The 14,066-nt window shown below is 70.7% G+C and carries 11 protein-coding genes and 1 pseudogene; 6 read left to right on the forward strand and 6 right to left on the reverse strand.

Going from position 1 to position 14,066, the window contains the following annotated elements:
• Both ABZ420_RS09540 and ABZ420_RS09545 read right to left on the reverse strand, forming a co-directional pair.
• Positions 1–3,120, reverse strand: coding sequence for an ATP-binding protein (locus ABZ420_RS09540; protein ID WP_357119496.1), 3,120 nt, complete (start codon positions 3,118–3,120; stop codon positions 1–3).
• An 878-nt stretch (positions 3,121–3,998) separates the two neighbouring features.
• A pseudogene (locus tag ABZ420_RS09545) lies at positions 3,999–4,709 on the reverse strand (DUF3027 domain-containing protein); the annotation flags it as partial.
• A 47-nt stretch (positions 4,710–4,756) separates the two neighbouring features.
• Between ABZ420_RS09545 and ABZ420_RS09550 the strand changes: the two are divergent.
• From ABZ420_RS09550 to ABZ420_RS09560, 3 genes are all read left to right on the forward strand, one after another.
• Positions 4,757–5,530, forward strand: a complete 774-nt coding sequence (locus tag ABZ420_RS09550; protein ID WP_357119498.1) for a glutaminyl-peptide cyclotransferase — start codon at positions 4,757–4,759, stop codon at positions 5,528–5,530.
• A 93-nt stretch (positions 5,531–5,623) separates the two neighbouring features.
• Complete coding sequence (locus tag ABZ420_RS09555; protein WP_357119500.1) at positions 5,624–7,537, forward strand: MFS transporter; 1,914 nt, start codon at positions 5,624–5,626, stop codon at positions 7,535–7,537.
• On the forward strand, positions 7,534–8,115 hold the full coding sequence (locus ABZ420_RS09560; RefSeq protein ID WP_357119502.1) for a DUF2771 domain-containing protein: 582 nt from the start codon (positions 7,534–7,536) through the stop codon (positions 8,113–8,115). Before ABZ420_RS09555 ends, ABZ420_RS09560 begins: the two co-directional genes overlap by 4 nt.
• A gap of 111 nt (positions 8,116–8,226) precedes the next feature.
• Here the strand turns inward: ABZ420_RS09560 and ABZ420_RS09565 are convergent, their stop codons facing one another.
• Both ABZ420_RS09565 and ABZ420_RS09570 read right to left on the reverse strand, forming a co-directional pair.
• Positions 8,227–8,454, reverse strand: a complete 228-nt coding sequence (locus tag ABZ420_RS09565) for a hypothetical protein (RefSeq protein ID WP_357119504.1) — start codon at positions 8,452–8,454, stop codon at positions 8,227–8,229.
• A gap of 243 nt (positions 8,455–8,697) precedes the next feature.
• On the reverse strand, positions 8,698–9,117 hold the full coding sequence (locus ABZ420_RS09570; RefSeq protein ID WP_357119966.1) for a cold-shock protein: 420 nt from the start codon (positions 9,115–9,117) through the stop codon (positions 8,698–8,700).
• 184 nt (positions 9,118–9,301) lie between these two features.
• Between ABZ420_RS09570 and ABZ420_RS09575 the strand changes: the two genes are divergently transcribed.
• Positions 9,302–9,544 (forward strand): hypothetical protein, encoded by a 243-nt coding sequence (locus ABZ420_RS09575; protein ID WP_357119506.1) that lies wholly within the window; start codon positions 9,302–9,304, stop codon positions 9,542–9,544.
• Between the two features lie 410 nt (positions 9,545–9,954).
• Positions 9,955–10,584: a resuscitation-promoting factor Rpf1 domain-containing protein gene (locus ABZ420_RS09580; RefSeq protein ID WP_357119508.1), complete on the forward strand. Its 630-nt coding sequence runs from the start codon at positions 9,955–9,957 to the stop codon at positions 10,582–10,584.
• An 83-nt stretch (positions 10,585–10,667) separates the two neighbouring features.
• On the opposite strand, the gene ABZ420_RS09585 is transcribed toward ABZ420_RS09580, so the two are convergent.
• Entirely contained in the window at positions 10,668–10,856 is a 189-nt protein-coding gene (locus ABZ420_RS09585) for a hypothetical protein (RefSeq protein ID WP_040864798.1), read from the reverse strand.
• Positions 10,857–10,951: 95 nt separating this feature from the next.
• Between ABZ420_RS09585 and ABZ420_RS09590 the strand changes: the two genes are divergently transcribed.
• Positions 10,952–13,246, forward strand: a complete 2,295-nt coding sequence (locus ABZ420_RS09590) for a helicase-associated domain-containing protein (RefSeq protein ID WP_357119510.1) — start codon at positions 10,952–10,954, stop codon at positions 13,244–13,246.
• 6 nt (positions 13,247–13,252) lie between these two features.
• On the opposite strand, the gene ABZ420_RS09595 is transcribed toward ABZ420_RS09590, so the two are convergent.
• On the reverse strand, positions 13,253–13,777 hold the full coding sequence (locus ABZ420_RS09595) for a hypothetical protein (RefSeq protein ID WP_357119512.1): 525 nt from the start codon (positions 13,775–13,777) through the stop codon (positions 13,253–13,255).
• Positions 13,778–14,066: the final 289 nt, after the last annotated feature.

Below are 14,066 nucleotides of genomic sequence, written 5' to 3' on the forward strand. Positions count from 1 at the left end.
TCAGCCGCGCAGATGCGGCGCGCGGACGTGCACGGCCGAGCCGGTCTGCCACCAGGGCACCGCGACCGTGGCCTCGATCGCGCCGCTCAGCCGCACCGTCAATTCATGGTGCACGACCAGCTCACCCGCTTGCGGGGGCAAAGCGAACAGCTGCCGCAGCACGACGCCCAGCGGCTCCGCCGCCCAACTCGTGCGGCGGCCGGTGTCGGCCACCTCGGCGGTAACGGCCTCGGACACCAGCGGCAGGTCGAGCAGAGCCGCAAGGGCCGAGGCGGTTTCGGTGTCGCCCGCCACCAATCGATCCGGCGGTACCGCCAAACCGAACCAGGCGCGATCGAGGACGAACGCGTCCGCCGGATCGACCACGGCGCCGGTGAGCGCGCGCACCCGATCGGGTGGTCGCAGGTCGGTGAGATCGAGCAAGCCCGCGGCGACGGCAGCCGCCAGACGGGCGTAGGTGCGCGAAACCACCTCCGGTGATGGCGTTCTCGATGGGTCCGCGAGCGCCTCCAACAGAGCGGCGGCCAGCTCGTCGGTGATCGTCTCCGGGTCGGCGAGGATCGCGCGGCAAGCGTCCGGATCGACGCCTGCGACGGCGAATGCCGGTAACAGCCCGTCGAACTCGGTGTCGGCGGGATGACGGAACAGTCCCAGCGGGGTGCTGTCGATCCGCGCGTATCTGCGCAGCCACCACGCGGTGTAGCCGTCGACGTCGGCCAGCAGGCGACGGGTGCGGGACGCGGCGGCCAACTGCCGCAACGCTTCCGGCCAGGCTGCGTCGTCGACCAGGTCGAGGTCGCGGACGGCGACCAGCTCCGGCGGATCGTCCGGCAGCGTGGACCACCAGTGTTCCTCGTCGTCCAGATCGTGGTCCGGACCGGTGGGATCGGCCTCGGTGATCACACCGAAATCCCAGCCGACGCCGAGGGCGCGCAACGCGTCCGCGCCGTAGCGCTCGACCAGTTCCGGGTCCACCGTGCCGAACGGCGCGTCGGGCACGAGCAGATCGCGCAGCGGCGCGCCGGGCAGCAGCAGTTCGTCGGCCGGTCGCGATTCACCATCGGTATCGGGCAGTTCGAGCAGCCCCAGCCAGGACGGCAGTGCCTCCGGAGCCGCGTGGGCGGCCAGACGCAGGATGGCATCGGCGGTGTCGGGGTCGTCCGGGTGATCCTCCAACTCGGCGCGCAAGCCCGGGTCGGTCAGGAGATCCTCGGCGGTGGCCGACCGCGCGCCCAGCCGAGCCAGCAGGGGATGCGCCGCCTCGGGATGCGCCAGCCTGGCCCAGTGCACCGGGATCGCGACCTCGAGCTGATCGTCCAGCACCACGGTGCGCGGTCCGGTGACGAGCCTGCCGTCGGCCAGCGGCACCGCCAGCGCGCCCAGTTCCTCCGCCGCGAGGGGATCCCCCACGAACGGTTCCAGTGCGGCATAGAACTGCCGCCACCAACTCGGCGGCCGCTCCAGGCCCCCGGACAATTCCGCGATCCGCGCCAACCCCAGCCGGTGCACGTCCAGCGCACCCATGGCCTCCGCGTGCGTCCGCCCGGAGAGGTCCGGGATCACCAACGGACCGGCCACCTCGTCGAGCAGGGCGGCCAATTCCGGAGTCAGACCGGTGAAGACGTAAGCGCGAGTGGGGATGGCCACGTCCTGTGGGTGCGGCACTACGGCGGCCGACGGCGACCCGGTCGGAATCGGTTCGCCTGACACCGATGTGCTGCTGGGTCCGGCGGACCGGTCTTCGGCCGTCCAGGTGCTCAGCAGATCCGACGACTCCATCGCCGCATGCGGACCACCGCCGGGCGCATCAGCCGCTCCGGCAGTCCGGATACCGCCCGGCTCGGTGCTGAGCAGATCTGACGCGTCGATCGCCGCATGCGACCCCGCACCATCGAGCATGCCCCGTGCTTCTAGGTCGGCCGACGCGGGCGATTGGTCGTGCGGCAGTGCGTCGTCCGCCTCGTGCGAGGCGAGAGTGTTCGATCCGGCGAAGCCCGCGGTGCGGGGCTGGAGGTCGGCGGCGAGCGGCTCCGAGTCGACGAGGTCTTCGGGCGTACGCCGGTGGGTGACGACTACGGGCAGCCATGGCTGCGTTTGCAACTCGCGCAGGAGCGCTTCGCGCAGCAGACCATCGGCCTCGCTGCGGGCGAAACCAGGTGTGGGGACGAGCACGAGCCGGTCGCGTGGCGGCAGGGCACGAGCGAAATCCGCGTAGCCACGGGCCAGATCGGCGAGCCGGGCGCCGGGGAGCAACCTGCGGCGATCCGGCTGCATCGGAATGTCGGCGACGAGCAGCGCGGGCAGCGAGAGTTCCTCGTCGGACCTGGTCGGCGCCCGCAGCACATCGGGGGCGGCCGCCACCGGCCTGCCGTCGCGCACCGGCAGCAGCCAGCGAGCGCGTGGGGTGCGGTACTGCCACCACGTTCGCTGCTCGCTGCCCGGGCCGTCGACGTAGACCTCGTGCATGCCGTCGCCCATGTCCTCGGCGCTGCTGACGAATTCGTCCGCGCCGACGTGGATGCGGTGCAGGGCGGGCAGTTCCAGGAGCAGATCGACGGCTTCGGCGCGCATCGCGGCCAGCAGGGCGTCGGCGTCGACGTCCGCGCGCAGCCGCAGCACCACCTCGGTATCGAGACCCGCCGCCGGTCGCGCCTCGGTCGGCCAGGCCAACCGCAGCACCGGAGGATCGAATTCACCCGCGTCGACGGCGGGTGTCCGGATCTCTTTGTCTTTCAGAGCTTCCCGGGTCTCGGTGCGGGAGAACCGCAGCGATCCGGAGGAAGACCGGAGCTCGATGTCCTCGCTCACCGCGAGTACCGCGGTGAAACCGACGCCGAACCGGCCGACCGAACCGTCGCCGTGTTTCCCCGACGCGCGCAGAGCGGTGAGCGCGTGCACACCGGAGACGTCCAGCGGCGCACCGGTATTGCCGATGTGGAGGTCACGGCCGTCGAGCCGGACGACGACGGCGCCTGCCACGCCCGCCTTGCGCGCGGCGTCGGCGGCGTTCTGCGCCAACTCGGTCAGCACCCGGTCGCGGTAGCCCGCGCGCACCAAGTCGCTCTCGGTGGCCGCGTCCTCCCGCAACCGCGTCGGCGAATCACGCCATGCGGTGAGCACGGCCGCGCGCAGCGCCGAAGTGCCGAACGGATCGGCGGCCTCGCTCAGTTGCGCGGCGATGACTGGATCTCCGGCCGTGCCTCGGCCTCCGGCGCGTCATCGGTGCTCGCGCCGCTGTCGTGCTCGGCGACCGGCGCGTCCGCAGCGCTGGACTCCGGGCGGCTGGGCGCGTCGGCGGAGACGATGTCCGCACCACTTTCATCGGCGGCAGCAGCGCTGTCCGCTTCATCGCCGGTGCCGAGAGCCGGGCTGGTGTCGAGGTCGCCCCTCGCCGCGTTCGGCTCGTTCTCAGCGGTGTCCACCGGTCCCGCATGAGCGGTCGGCGGCTCGGCGATGTCGTCCGCGCCGGGCGTCTCACGCACCGAGGACCGGGCGCTCGAATCGGTGGGATCGATGTCGCCGACCGCGCCGGCGCCGACTTCGACCCCGGTCGCATCGGGGGGCGTAGTCGCCGTCGTGTCGGTGGGCTGGGCGGGAGGCGCACTCGGGGCCTCGACGGTTGCGCTTCCCCCCGCTACAGCGGTGTCCTTGCCACTCTCGACAGTCGCAGGTCCTTCCGCGACGCCGTGCTCGGCAGCGGGGACCTCGGTGGCGTCCTGCGCGGGGGCAGCGTCCTGGGCGACTACGACATTCTCGGCAACCGCAGGCGTCTCGCTGACCGCAGCGGCCTCAGCGCCCACCGCGCCTTCGGCGACTTCCGCCTCCCCGGCAACCGCAGTATCCCGGGCGGGTGCGGCGTCCTCGGTTGTTCCCGAGTCCATACGGCCCTCGGTGATCTCCGTCGCCTTCTCTGCCTGCTCGGCAACCGCACCGCGCCGCTCGCCGCGCGTGGATGCCGCCTTGGCCGAATCCTGCTGAGCGCGAGAGCGTTCCGTCCCGAGCGAGATCAACTCGATGGCCGCGTCGTCGTACGCCTCGTAGAGCGGGGACCCGCCGCCGGTGGGGATCTCGGTATCGGAGTGCGCGCCGCAGCCGTAGGCCACGTGGACGACCTGCCCGTCCGCGCCCATGACGTTGCCGCAGACACCGAACGCGGCGCGCAGCGCCCCGGCCAGTGGCAGATAGAAGCCGCAGCTCCCGCAGGTGGCGGGCGCGGCCTTGGCCATCTCCGTGTCGGGACCGTGCTCGGCGTACCAGCGCTCGGCGGCCTCTTCGCGTCCTTCCCTGCTCAGCACCTTGGTGCGGCCGAGACCGATTTCGTAGGCCACTTCGTCGACCACCGGATCGCCGGTCGCGACATAGCCCGGCACCAGGCGCGGATCGCCCGCGGGCGGGGCGAGCAGGTCGCCCGGCGCGAGGTCCCCGGGGCGAACACGCTGCTCCCAGGGCACGAACTCGGGCGCGACCAAGGCTTCGGGCCCGGGCAGCAGCGCCGACTCGCTGACCGTCGCGTGGCCCGCGCCGGGTGGGGCGGCCACCACGACCGCCCACTGCCACCCGCGATAGCCGGGCAGCGTGGCCGCGAAACGGTGGGTCGCCGCGCTCTCGTCCTCGGCGATCACGCCGAGATGCGCGCCCACACCCGATGGCTCCAACTCCAGGAGCGCACGGCGGGCCAAGTCGACGGCATCGGCAAGAATCGGCCGCACGCCGGACTCCGAAACAGAAACTGCGCTCACGGCCTACATTTTGCCGTATGAAGCGCAATCGGCGTGCGTTGGCCATCGGTGTGCTGGTCGGTCTGCTGGTCGCGGGTGGATGCGGCCCCGCCGACGAGACGACACCCAGGATGAACATCGAGGTGCTCGGCACCCGACCGCACGATCCGAAGGCGTTCACCCAAGGCCTGGAGATCGACGGCGACATCCTCTACGAGGGCACCGGCCTGGTGGGCGCGTCGAGCGTGCGCGCGTCCCGGCTGGCGACCGGCGCGGAACTGGCCAGGACGGAGTTGCCCGCCCCGTACTTCGGTGAGGGCATCACCCTCGCCGGCACGACACTCTGGCAGCTCACCTGGCATGACGGCGTGGCCATCGCCCGGGACCCCGCCACGCTCGCCGAGCGTGGCCGGGTGAGCTACGACGGCGAGGGCTGGGGTCTGTGCGCCGGGGCCGGACGGCTGATCATGAGCGACGGCACCGACCGGCTCACCTTCCGTGATCCGGAAACCTTCGCACCGACCGGCTCGATCGAGCTGACCAGCCACAACGGCGCGCGCCTCAACGAACTCGAGTGCGCGGCGGACGGGTCGGTCTATGCCAACGACTGGCCCACCGACACGATTCTGCGCATCGACCCGGACTCCGGCGCGGTGCTCGGGACCGCCGACGCTGCCGGTCTCCTTCCCGCGACCGAGCGGGCCGAAGCCGACGCCCTCAACGGCATCGCGCAACTGCCCGGCACCGACCGGTTCCTGATCACGGGCAAGAACTGGCCGACCATGTTCGAGGTCCGCTTCGCACCCGCCTGAGCGCGTTCGCGCGTCCGCGACGATGGTCACTTTCCGCCGCCGCCTCGGAGCGCGCGTGAACGCCCAGCACGGAAGTACGCCAGAATTGGAGTCGTGACTACTCCCCGCGAACCTTCCGGTCCCGACCGTGATCGGTGGGAAGGCGAGGAGTCCCCACTGTTCGATCGGCATCCCGGTTTCGACCGGTACCCGCCGCCCGACCCGCCGCGACGGCGCGGGCCGCTGCCGCCGCTGCGGCCCGGACGGGCCTCCGAGCGGCACGACCAGCCGAATCCGCGCCGTGAGGCGCCCCGCCCCGCGCAGCCGCCGCGCACCAAACCCCTCCCACTGGGAAGTGACCCCGAGCAACCGACGGCCTCCGAGCGCGCGCCCCGCCGTGTCTTCCCGCGTCGCCCCGAGCCGCATCGTCACACCGAACCACCGGGCCCGGCCGAACCCGACTACCCCGCGACCGCAGGCCAGGATCCGGTCGAGCCCCCCGAAAGCCCGGCTCCCTCCGGGAAGCGACGAATGCCGCGCAAACTCACGGTCACCCGGGTGGCCGCCATGCGCGGCAGGGAACTCACCGAGAAGGGCATCGCGACCTTCCAGCGCGCGGCCAAGGCCGACGGCGCGGACAAATCGGGTCTGACGGCCCTCACCTACGCGACCATGGCGAATTTCGCCCTGGACGCCGCCATCGCCGTGGCGCTGGCCAACACCTTGTTCTTCGCCAGCGCCACCGCGGAGAGCAAGACGAAGGTCGCGCTGTACCTGCTGATCACCATCGCGCCGTTCGCGGTGATCGCCCCGCTGATCGGCCCGATGCTCGATCGGCTGCAACGCGGTCGCCGCCTGGCGCTGGCAACCTCGTTCGCGGTGCGCACGGTGGTCGCGGTGGTGCTGATCTTCGAGTTCGACAGCTGGGCGCTGTATCCGCTCGCGCTGTGCATGATGATCGGCAGCAAATCGTTCTCCGTGCTCAAGAGCGCGGTGACGCCCCGGGTTCTGCCGCCGGATATCGATCTGGTCCGCACCAACTCCCGTCTCACGGTGTTCGGGCTGGTCGGCGGCACCTTGGGCGCCGGAGGGCTGGCCGGGCTGACCGCGGCGATCGCGGGCTCGAACGGCGCTCTGGTCTTCGCCGCGCTGATCGCCTGCGCGGGAACGTATCTGAGCCTGCGCATCCCGTCCTGGGTCGAGGTCACCGAGGGCGAAGTGCCCGCGACGTTGAGCTATCACGGCGCCGACGCGCACACCGAGGTGCTCTCCTCCGGCAACGAGTCGCCGGTCCCGCCGCGCAAACGCAGGCAGCCGCTGGGCCGCTCCGTGGTGACCGGGCTCTGGGGCAACGGCGCCATCCGCGTGCTGACCGGGTTCCTCACCTTCTACGTCGCGTTCGTCGCCAAGGCGACCGAGCACCGGCCGGTCCAGCAGGCCCTCATGCTCGGCACGGTCGGCGCGGCCGCGGCCATCGGCAATTTCACGGGCAATGCCACGGGCGCCAGGCTCAAACTGGGCAGACCCGCGCTGATCGTGCTCGGCTGCACGGCGGCGTGCGCGCTGGTGGCGCTGTTCGCGACGTTCACGAACAATCTGCTCGGCGCGACGGCCGCCGCCTTGGTGGCGTCCGCGACGAGCGCGCTGGCGAAGGTGTCGCTGGACGCCTCCATCCAGGACGATCTGCCGCCGGAGTCGATCGCCTCGGGTTTCGGGCGGTCGGAGACCGTGCTGCAGCTGAGCTGGGTCATCGGCGGCGCGGCCGGGGTGCTGCTGCCGACGGATTACTGGAAGGGCTTCGCGGTGGTCACCGCGATACTCGTGCTGGGCTTGGTGCAGACTTTCCTCAGCTTCCGCGGCCACTCGCTACTGCCCGGTCTCGGCGGCAACCGTCCCCAGCACGTGGAGCAAGAGGTGCCGTCCCGGCCGCACGGATACCCGGCGAGCGCACCCCGCGCGCAGGGTCCCGCTCCGCGCGGCGGCGACACGACACGCTTTCAACGAGGGCAAGGAGACCCGATCTGGTGAGCAAGCTCAACGCACGCACGATCGCCGCGCTGATCGCGGCCGCCCTGCTCGTGCTCACCGTCGCCTTCGCGGGCGTTCTGGCGGTGCTGGTCCGCAACGCCGACGAACCCGACGTCACCCTCACCGCCTACGCGCACGGCAAGACCGTCACCGTGCGGCCGTTCAGCTACTGCGCGGTGACCATGCGGGACTGCCGCATCCTGCCCGAGGACAACGTGCCCGGCACGGTGTTCACGACGCTGAACTGTGCCCCCGATACGCCGGACTGCCACCGCGGCCGCACCGCCGAGCTGGAAGTGCCCGCCGGTTACCCGTTGCAGCTGTCGCTCCCGAAGAAGGTCGCCGACGCGCCCTGGCTCGCACAGCTGGTCTATCTCCTGCCGAACGGTGAGAAGGTGGACCAGGTGATCAGCCGCAACGACTACCCCGATCGCGCACTGGCCCTGACCATCGATTCCAAGCCGGAACCCGATCTGCGCCTCATCGGCGTCGAGTTCCAGCTGCCGATCCTCGCCCGCGACGAAACCGGCCGGGAGTTCTACGTGCCACACGCCACCTGGTCGATCAGCACGGCGTAGCGGCGATGCCAGGCGCCGATTTCGACGATCGGCCACCGCCATTGCTACACCGACGGCCGGTTCGCCCGTGGCCCGGCGCGTGCCCCGTTCAGGCGGGCGGCCGCGGAACGATCATGTCGGACGCTTCCCCGTGAGCGCGGTGCGCACCAAGCGCGCGACGGCATCGATGCGCTCGGAGGAACCGTTGCCGCCGACTTGCACCACGGTGATGATGACCGCGGTGAAGATGGCCTCCAGCGCGATCGCGGTGTCGCTCGGGTCGAGCCGCGGCGATGTCCCCGGACTGCTGACCGGCGCGCAGCGATGCCTCCAGCACTTGCCGGATGCGATGCGGCACAACGCCGTCGACCAGCCGGACGGGCAACCCGGGTTCGTGGCCCGCGAGGACTCGATACACCAGCGGGTAGAAGTCGATCCTCGTCACGAATCGGCTGACGACCTGATTTACCGCGTCCCTTTGGTCATCGCCGATCCGAGCAACCCCGCGACGTACGGAACCAGCACTGCCGCACTCACTTCGCACATCGATCTGGTGCCCACCCTGGCCGGCATCGACCCGGAAGCGTCGCGCGGCGGCGCGGACTACCGGTCCAGTTCGCGCGCCACCGCGCGGACGACCTCCGAGATGCGTTGCGCCGTCTTGCGATCCGGGTACTTGCCCTTGCGCAGGTCCGGCTGCACCTTGGCCTCGAGCAAGGTGATCATGTCCTCGACCATGCCGTGCAACTCGTCCGGCGTGTGGTTGCGCGCGGCAGGCTCCTTGCGCGCGTTGCGTTCCTGGCCCTGCCGGACCGACGGGGGGGCCTCGAGCAGCTTCAGGCTCAGCGCCTGGGGGCCGCGACGGCCCGCGGCCATGCCGAACTCGACGCGCTGGCCGGGCTTGAGGCCCTCGACACCCTCGGGCAGCGCGGACGAGCGGACGTAGACGTCCTCACCCTCGTCCTGGGAAAGGAAGCCGAAGCCCTTTTCGACGTCGTACCACTTCACCCTGCCGGTCGGCACTGCGCTCACCCGTTCGTCATCGAAACTCGGACCCCAACGGCCCGAGCACATTTGTCTACCAGGCCGATCCCGCGACCGGCCCTCCTGTGCGAAAAGAACGCGCCCAGCACGATTGCAGGACGCGATTGCCATCGAGTCTACCCCGGTGCGAATAACGCAAGCACATCAGTTTTACCGTCGAACCGTGACGAACCCATCCACTCCGACCCCGCCCGGCGGCGCCCCTCGGCGGCGCGGCGACTGGTTGCTGCGACTCGCGCTCGCCCTGTTCGCGCTGGGATTGCTGGCGATCGTCGTCATCTTCGCGATCCCGTTGCTGACCGACGGCGAGCCCGGGCTGTGGCTCTACTTCGGGGCGATGCTCGCGCCGCTTGGGTTCGTGCTCGCGGTCGTGTTCGCGCTGCGCTCGGGGCGCAGGTCCCGGTAGAACCGGAGAACACGCCTCCGATCCGGCGTGAACCGGTTACCCGATGCGATCGTTACCCATTCGGACGTGTGATCCTCGTCACATTACGAGTAGGTCACGGGCCGGTGGCGACGCGCGCCGCATGCGGCCGCGGCCACTCCTAGCTGCGCGAAGGCGCCGTACCCATCCGATACCGCGTCGAGACCCGTTGGTACACGCCGGTTACCAAATAGTGATTTTTCCCGCGGTTCGTCGTACCGTCTTATCCAGCCGGGACACCCCGGCGACCACCGGCCCGCCGCACCGAGCCTCGCCCCGCGGGTACCGGAACCCCCGACGGAAACGTAGGGGCGAGGGCGGAACGGACGACCTCTCAGTCCGAACCAGAACCGAAGACGTCGCAGGTGCGTCGAGAGGAAGACGAACCCGATATGAGTGGACGCCATCGCAAGCCAAGCTCGACCGGCCGTACGGTAGCCAAGGTTGCCGTCACCGGCGCCATCATCGGCACCGCCGGTGTGGCTCTCGCAGGCAACGCCAGCGCGGCACCCGACTCCGACTGGGATCGACTCGCTCAGTGCGAGGCCGGCGGCAACTGGGGCATCAACACGGGCAACGGTTTCCAGGGCGGGCTGCAGTTCTCGCCCAGCACCTGGCGCGCCCACGGCGGCCAGGAGTACGCCGCCTCGGCCAACCAGGCCAGCCGCGAGCAGCAGATCGCGGTCGCCGAGAAGGTGCTCGCCTCGCAGGGCTGGGGCGCTTGGCCCTCCTGCTCGTCCAGGCTGGGCCTGAGCAGCGCGCCTTCCCAGCGCTCCGCGCCCGCCACCGCCGAAACCCCGCGCTGGAACCCCGCGCCGCAGGCCGCACAGGCCGCGCCGGCGGACAGCTCGCAGCAGATCTTCTCGGCCGTCGACCGGGCCCTCGAGGTGGTGCAGAGCCAGGGCGTCCAGGTGCCCAAGGAAGCTCTCGACTTCTTCAACGCGGCCAAGTCCAGCGGAGCCACCCTCGACCCCGCGATCGTGAACTTCTACGAGGCGAACAAGGGCCTGCTGCCCTCCTGATCGCCACACATCGTCAAGAAGGGCCCCGCATCACCAAGGATGCGGGGCCCTTCTTCGTAGCCGAGAACGTTCCGGTCGCGCGCTCAGCGGTTGATCACCGTGTTCGGGTGCATGTAGGGCAACTGCTCAGCGGGGACCGGGAACTCGGTGTCCTCGCCGTAGGGCGAGAGGCCACCGGAGCGGGCCGAAGAGAGCTCGGTGACCGCGGGGTCACCGTCGGCGACCTTCGGCCAGCCGTTGTCGACATAGGATTTCTTCGATTTGTTCACCACGGACCCATTTTGGCACGACCGCTCCGCGCGGATGCGCCGCGGCCCACACCGCCTGACCCCGGCGGGCGATCGCCCAGCATCGTAGGCTGGATCGGATGACCGCGACCGACTCCCTTGCCGGATGGCTCGGTGCCCGCAGCGATGCCCAGCTCGTGACGCTGTTGCAGCTTCGGCCCGACCTGGCCGTGCCGCTGCCTTCCTCCATGGCCGTGCTCGCCGCCCGCACCGAACAGCGCGCGTCGGTGCTGCGCGCCACGGAGGACTTGAACACCCTCGAATTCGCCCTCGTGGAAACCCTTGCCGTACACGGCACCACGCATCCCGACAGCGGTCCGCTCCAGCGCGCCGAACTGCATGTGCAATTGAGCGAACGGGTATCGGCCGCCGCGATCGACGAAGCGCTGGAGCGGCTGACCGCCCGCGCGCTGGTCTGGCTCGACGCCGAGCAGGGGCTTCATCTGATCCCGGCGGCCGCCGAGGCGTTGCCGTGGCCGATCGGCACCGCGACCGAGATCCCCGACGCCCTCACCGAACCCGAGGTGGTCGCCGCGCTTCCCGAACTCGCACCCGCCGAGCGGGCGCTGCTGGACAAATTGGCCGCGACGGGGCCGCGCGGCCGCACCAGGGACGCCGCGCCGGGCACTCCGGCCGACCGGCCGATCCAGCGACTGCTGGCGCGCAGGCTGCTGCACTGGGTCGATGACGAGACCGTCGAACTTCCGGTCACCGTCGGCCAGGTGCTGCGCCGGGAACCGGTCACCCACCCGCACGCGCTGACATCGCCGCACCCGGAGCCCGCCAAACACACGCCCGCCGACGTGAACGCGGTCGCGGCGGGCGAGGTCGGCGAGTTGCTCCGGCACTGCGCCGCCGTGCTCGACGTGCTCGGCCGAGTTCCCGCTCCCGCCTTGCGCGCGGGCGGCCTGGGCGTGCGGGAGCTGCGGCGCATCGCCAAGCAGGCCGGTGTCGACGAGCCGAGGGCGGGTTTGCTGGTCGAACTGCTGGCGGCCGCGAAACTGATCGAGAAGGGTTTGCCGGACCCTCCACCCGACTTCGATACGACCGACGACTTCTGGGCGCCGACGCCGCTGGTGGACGCCTGGCTGGAATCGCCGCCCGCGCGGCGCTGGGCCGCGCTGGGACTGACCTGGCTCGATCTGGATCGCATGCCGTGGATGATCGGCATGCGCGACGCCAACGACAAGCCGCTCGCGGCGCTGTCGCTGGAGCTGCGCACCCCGAACGCACCGCGCGATCGGCTCGCGATCCTCGCCCTGCTCGCGGAATACCCGTCCGGCACGGCACTGACCCCCGCGGACATCGGCCGGATGCTGGCCTGGCAGCAGCCACGCAGGCGCAGGAACTTCCGGCCGGAGGTGGTCGAGCAGACCCTGGCCGAGGCGGCGGCGCTGGGCTTCGTCGGTCGCGGCGCGCTCGGCTCGGCGGCGCGGGCGCTGCTGCACGCGGCGCCGACCAGCGTGGCCGACGCCGAGGCGGAGATGGAGGCGGCGCTGCCGGAGCCGGTGGATCACGTGCTGGTGCAGGCGGATCTGACGGTGATCGCGCCCGGGCCGCTGACCACCGATTTACAACACCGCGTCGCCCTGGTCGCCGACGTCGAATCCGCGGGCGCGGCGACGGTGTACCGGATCGGCGAGTCCTCGGTGCGGCGCGCCCTTGACGCCGGGTTGACGGCGGCCGAACTGCACGCCTTGTTCGCCAAGCATTCCCGCACACCGATCCCGCAGGCACTGACCTATCTGATCGATGACGTGGCCCGGCGGCACGGTCAGTTGCGCGCGGGCATGGCGCAGTCGTTCATCCGCAGCGACGACCCGGCGCTGCTGGCCCAGGTGCTGTCCGCACCGGTGGCGCGCACGCTGGCACTGCGATCCATCGCGCCGACCGTCGCCATCGCCCAAGCGCCGCTGGGCGAACTGCTCGAGCAGCTGCGCGCGGCCGGTTTCGCGCCCGCGGGTGAGGACTCGGCCGGTGCGATCGTGGATCTGCGCCCGCGGGGCGCCCGGATCTCGGTGCGGCCCGCCGCGCGGCAGCCGTATCGGCCGACACCGCCCAGCACCGAACAGCTGGAATCGCTCGTCACCGAGCTGCGCGCGGGCGAACGCGCCGCCAGCGCCCGCTCCAGTCACGCGGTGCGCCCGGACGGCACGCGGACCAACACCGCCGCCACCCTCGCCCTGCTCCAGCTCGCGGCGCGGGTGCGGCGGTCGGTGAACATCGGCTACGTCGACGCCCAGGGGGTCGCCACCCAGCGGGTGGTGGAACCGTTGAAGGTGGGCAACGGGCAGCTGGACGCGCTGGACCCGGTCACCGGCGCGGTCCGGCACTTCACACTGCACCGGATCGCGTCGGTCGCCCTGCTCGAATGAGCAGTGCTAGGGCTTGCTCGTGCAGAAGGTGACCTTGGGGTCCGTTTCGATGAGCCGGAAGCTGTCGGCGTCCTCGCCGCAGAGCAGTTCGTCGGCCTTGCCGTCGATCCGCTTCAGCACCTTGAAGGTGGCGTCCGAAGACGCGCAGTCGACGTGCTTGTATCCGGTCGTGCTGCTCTCGTTGTAGCAGCTGCCTTCCTTGAAGTTCGGCGCCAGGCACAGGAACGCGGTGGTGCCGCCGCCCAGGGTCTCCTCGTAGGAGGTGTAGTCGGCGGCGCAGTCGGTCTTCTTGTCGTAGGACTGCGCCACCTTGTAGACGGCCTTGTCCGACGAGCAGTCGACCGGCTCGGTCTTGGAATCGACCGCGGAGCCCTCGATGACGTTGATGCAGTCACCGACCTCGGCCTTGGCGGTGTCCGACTTGCTCGCGTCGCCGATCAACGAACAGCCGGTCACCGTGACCACCACGGCGGCCACCGCGACGAGGGCGAGCACGACCCGTGCCAGCAGCCTCGCTCCTGGAAACTTCACCTGAAAACCTCTCTCACCGAACACGTTCACGGGCTCGTGAACGCGGTGAGAATACCCGCACGACCAGGACGGCCGCATCAGCTCACCGCGGACCTCGAGCAGCGCGCTAGATGCTGTGCGTGCCGTAGAGCCCCATGAGCGCGTATCCGAGGATGCTGGGAAGCAGACGGCCGAGCAGCAGGAACGCAGAGTAATTCACTAGCAACGCCTTTCGCGTATTCGATGCAACTGGACCCTTGTCCGGTATGCGGAGTGTGTCGTCGCCCGAGACCGGGTCGTTACGCTTGGG

Origin of the sequence: Nocardia sp. NPDC005745 (genome assembly GCF_040630775.1) — a bacterium.
Classification (GTDB): Bacteria; Actinomycetota; Actinomycetes; order Mycobacteriales; family Mycobacteriaceae; genus Nocardia.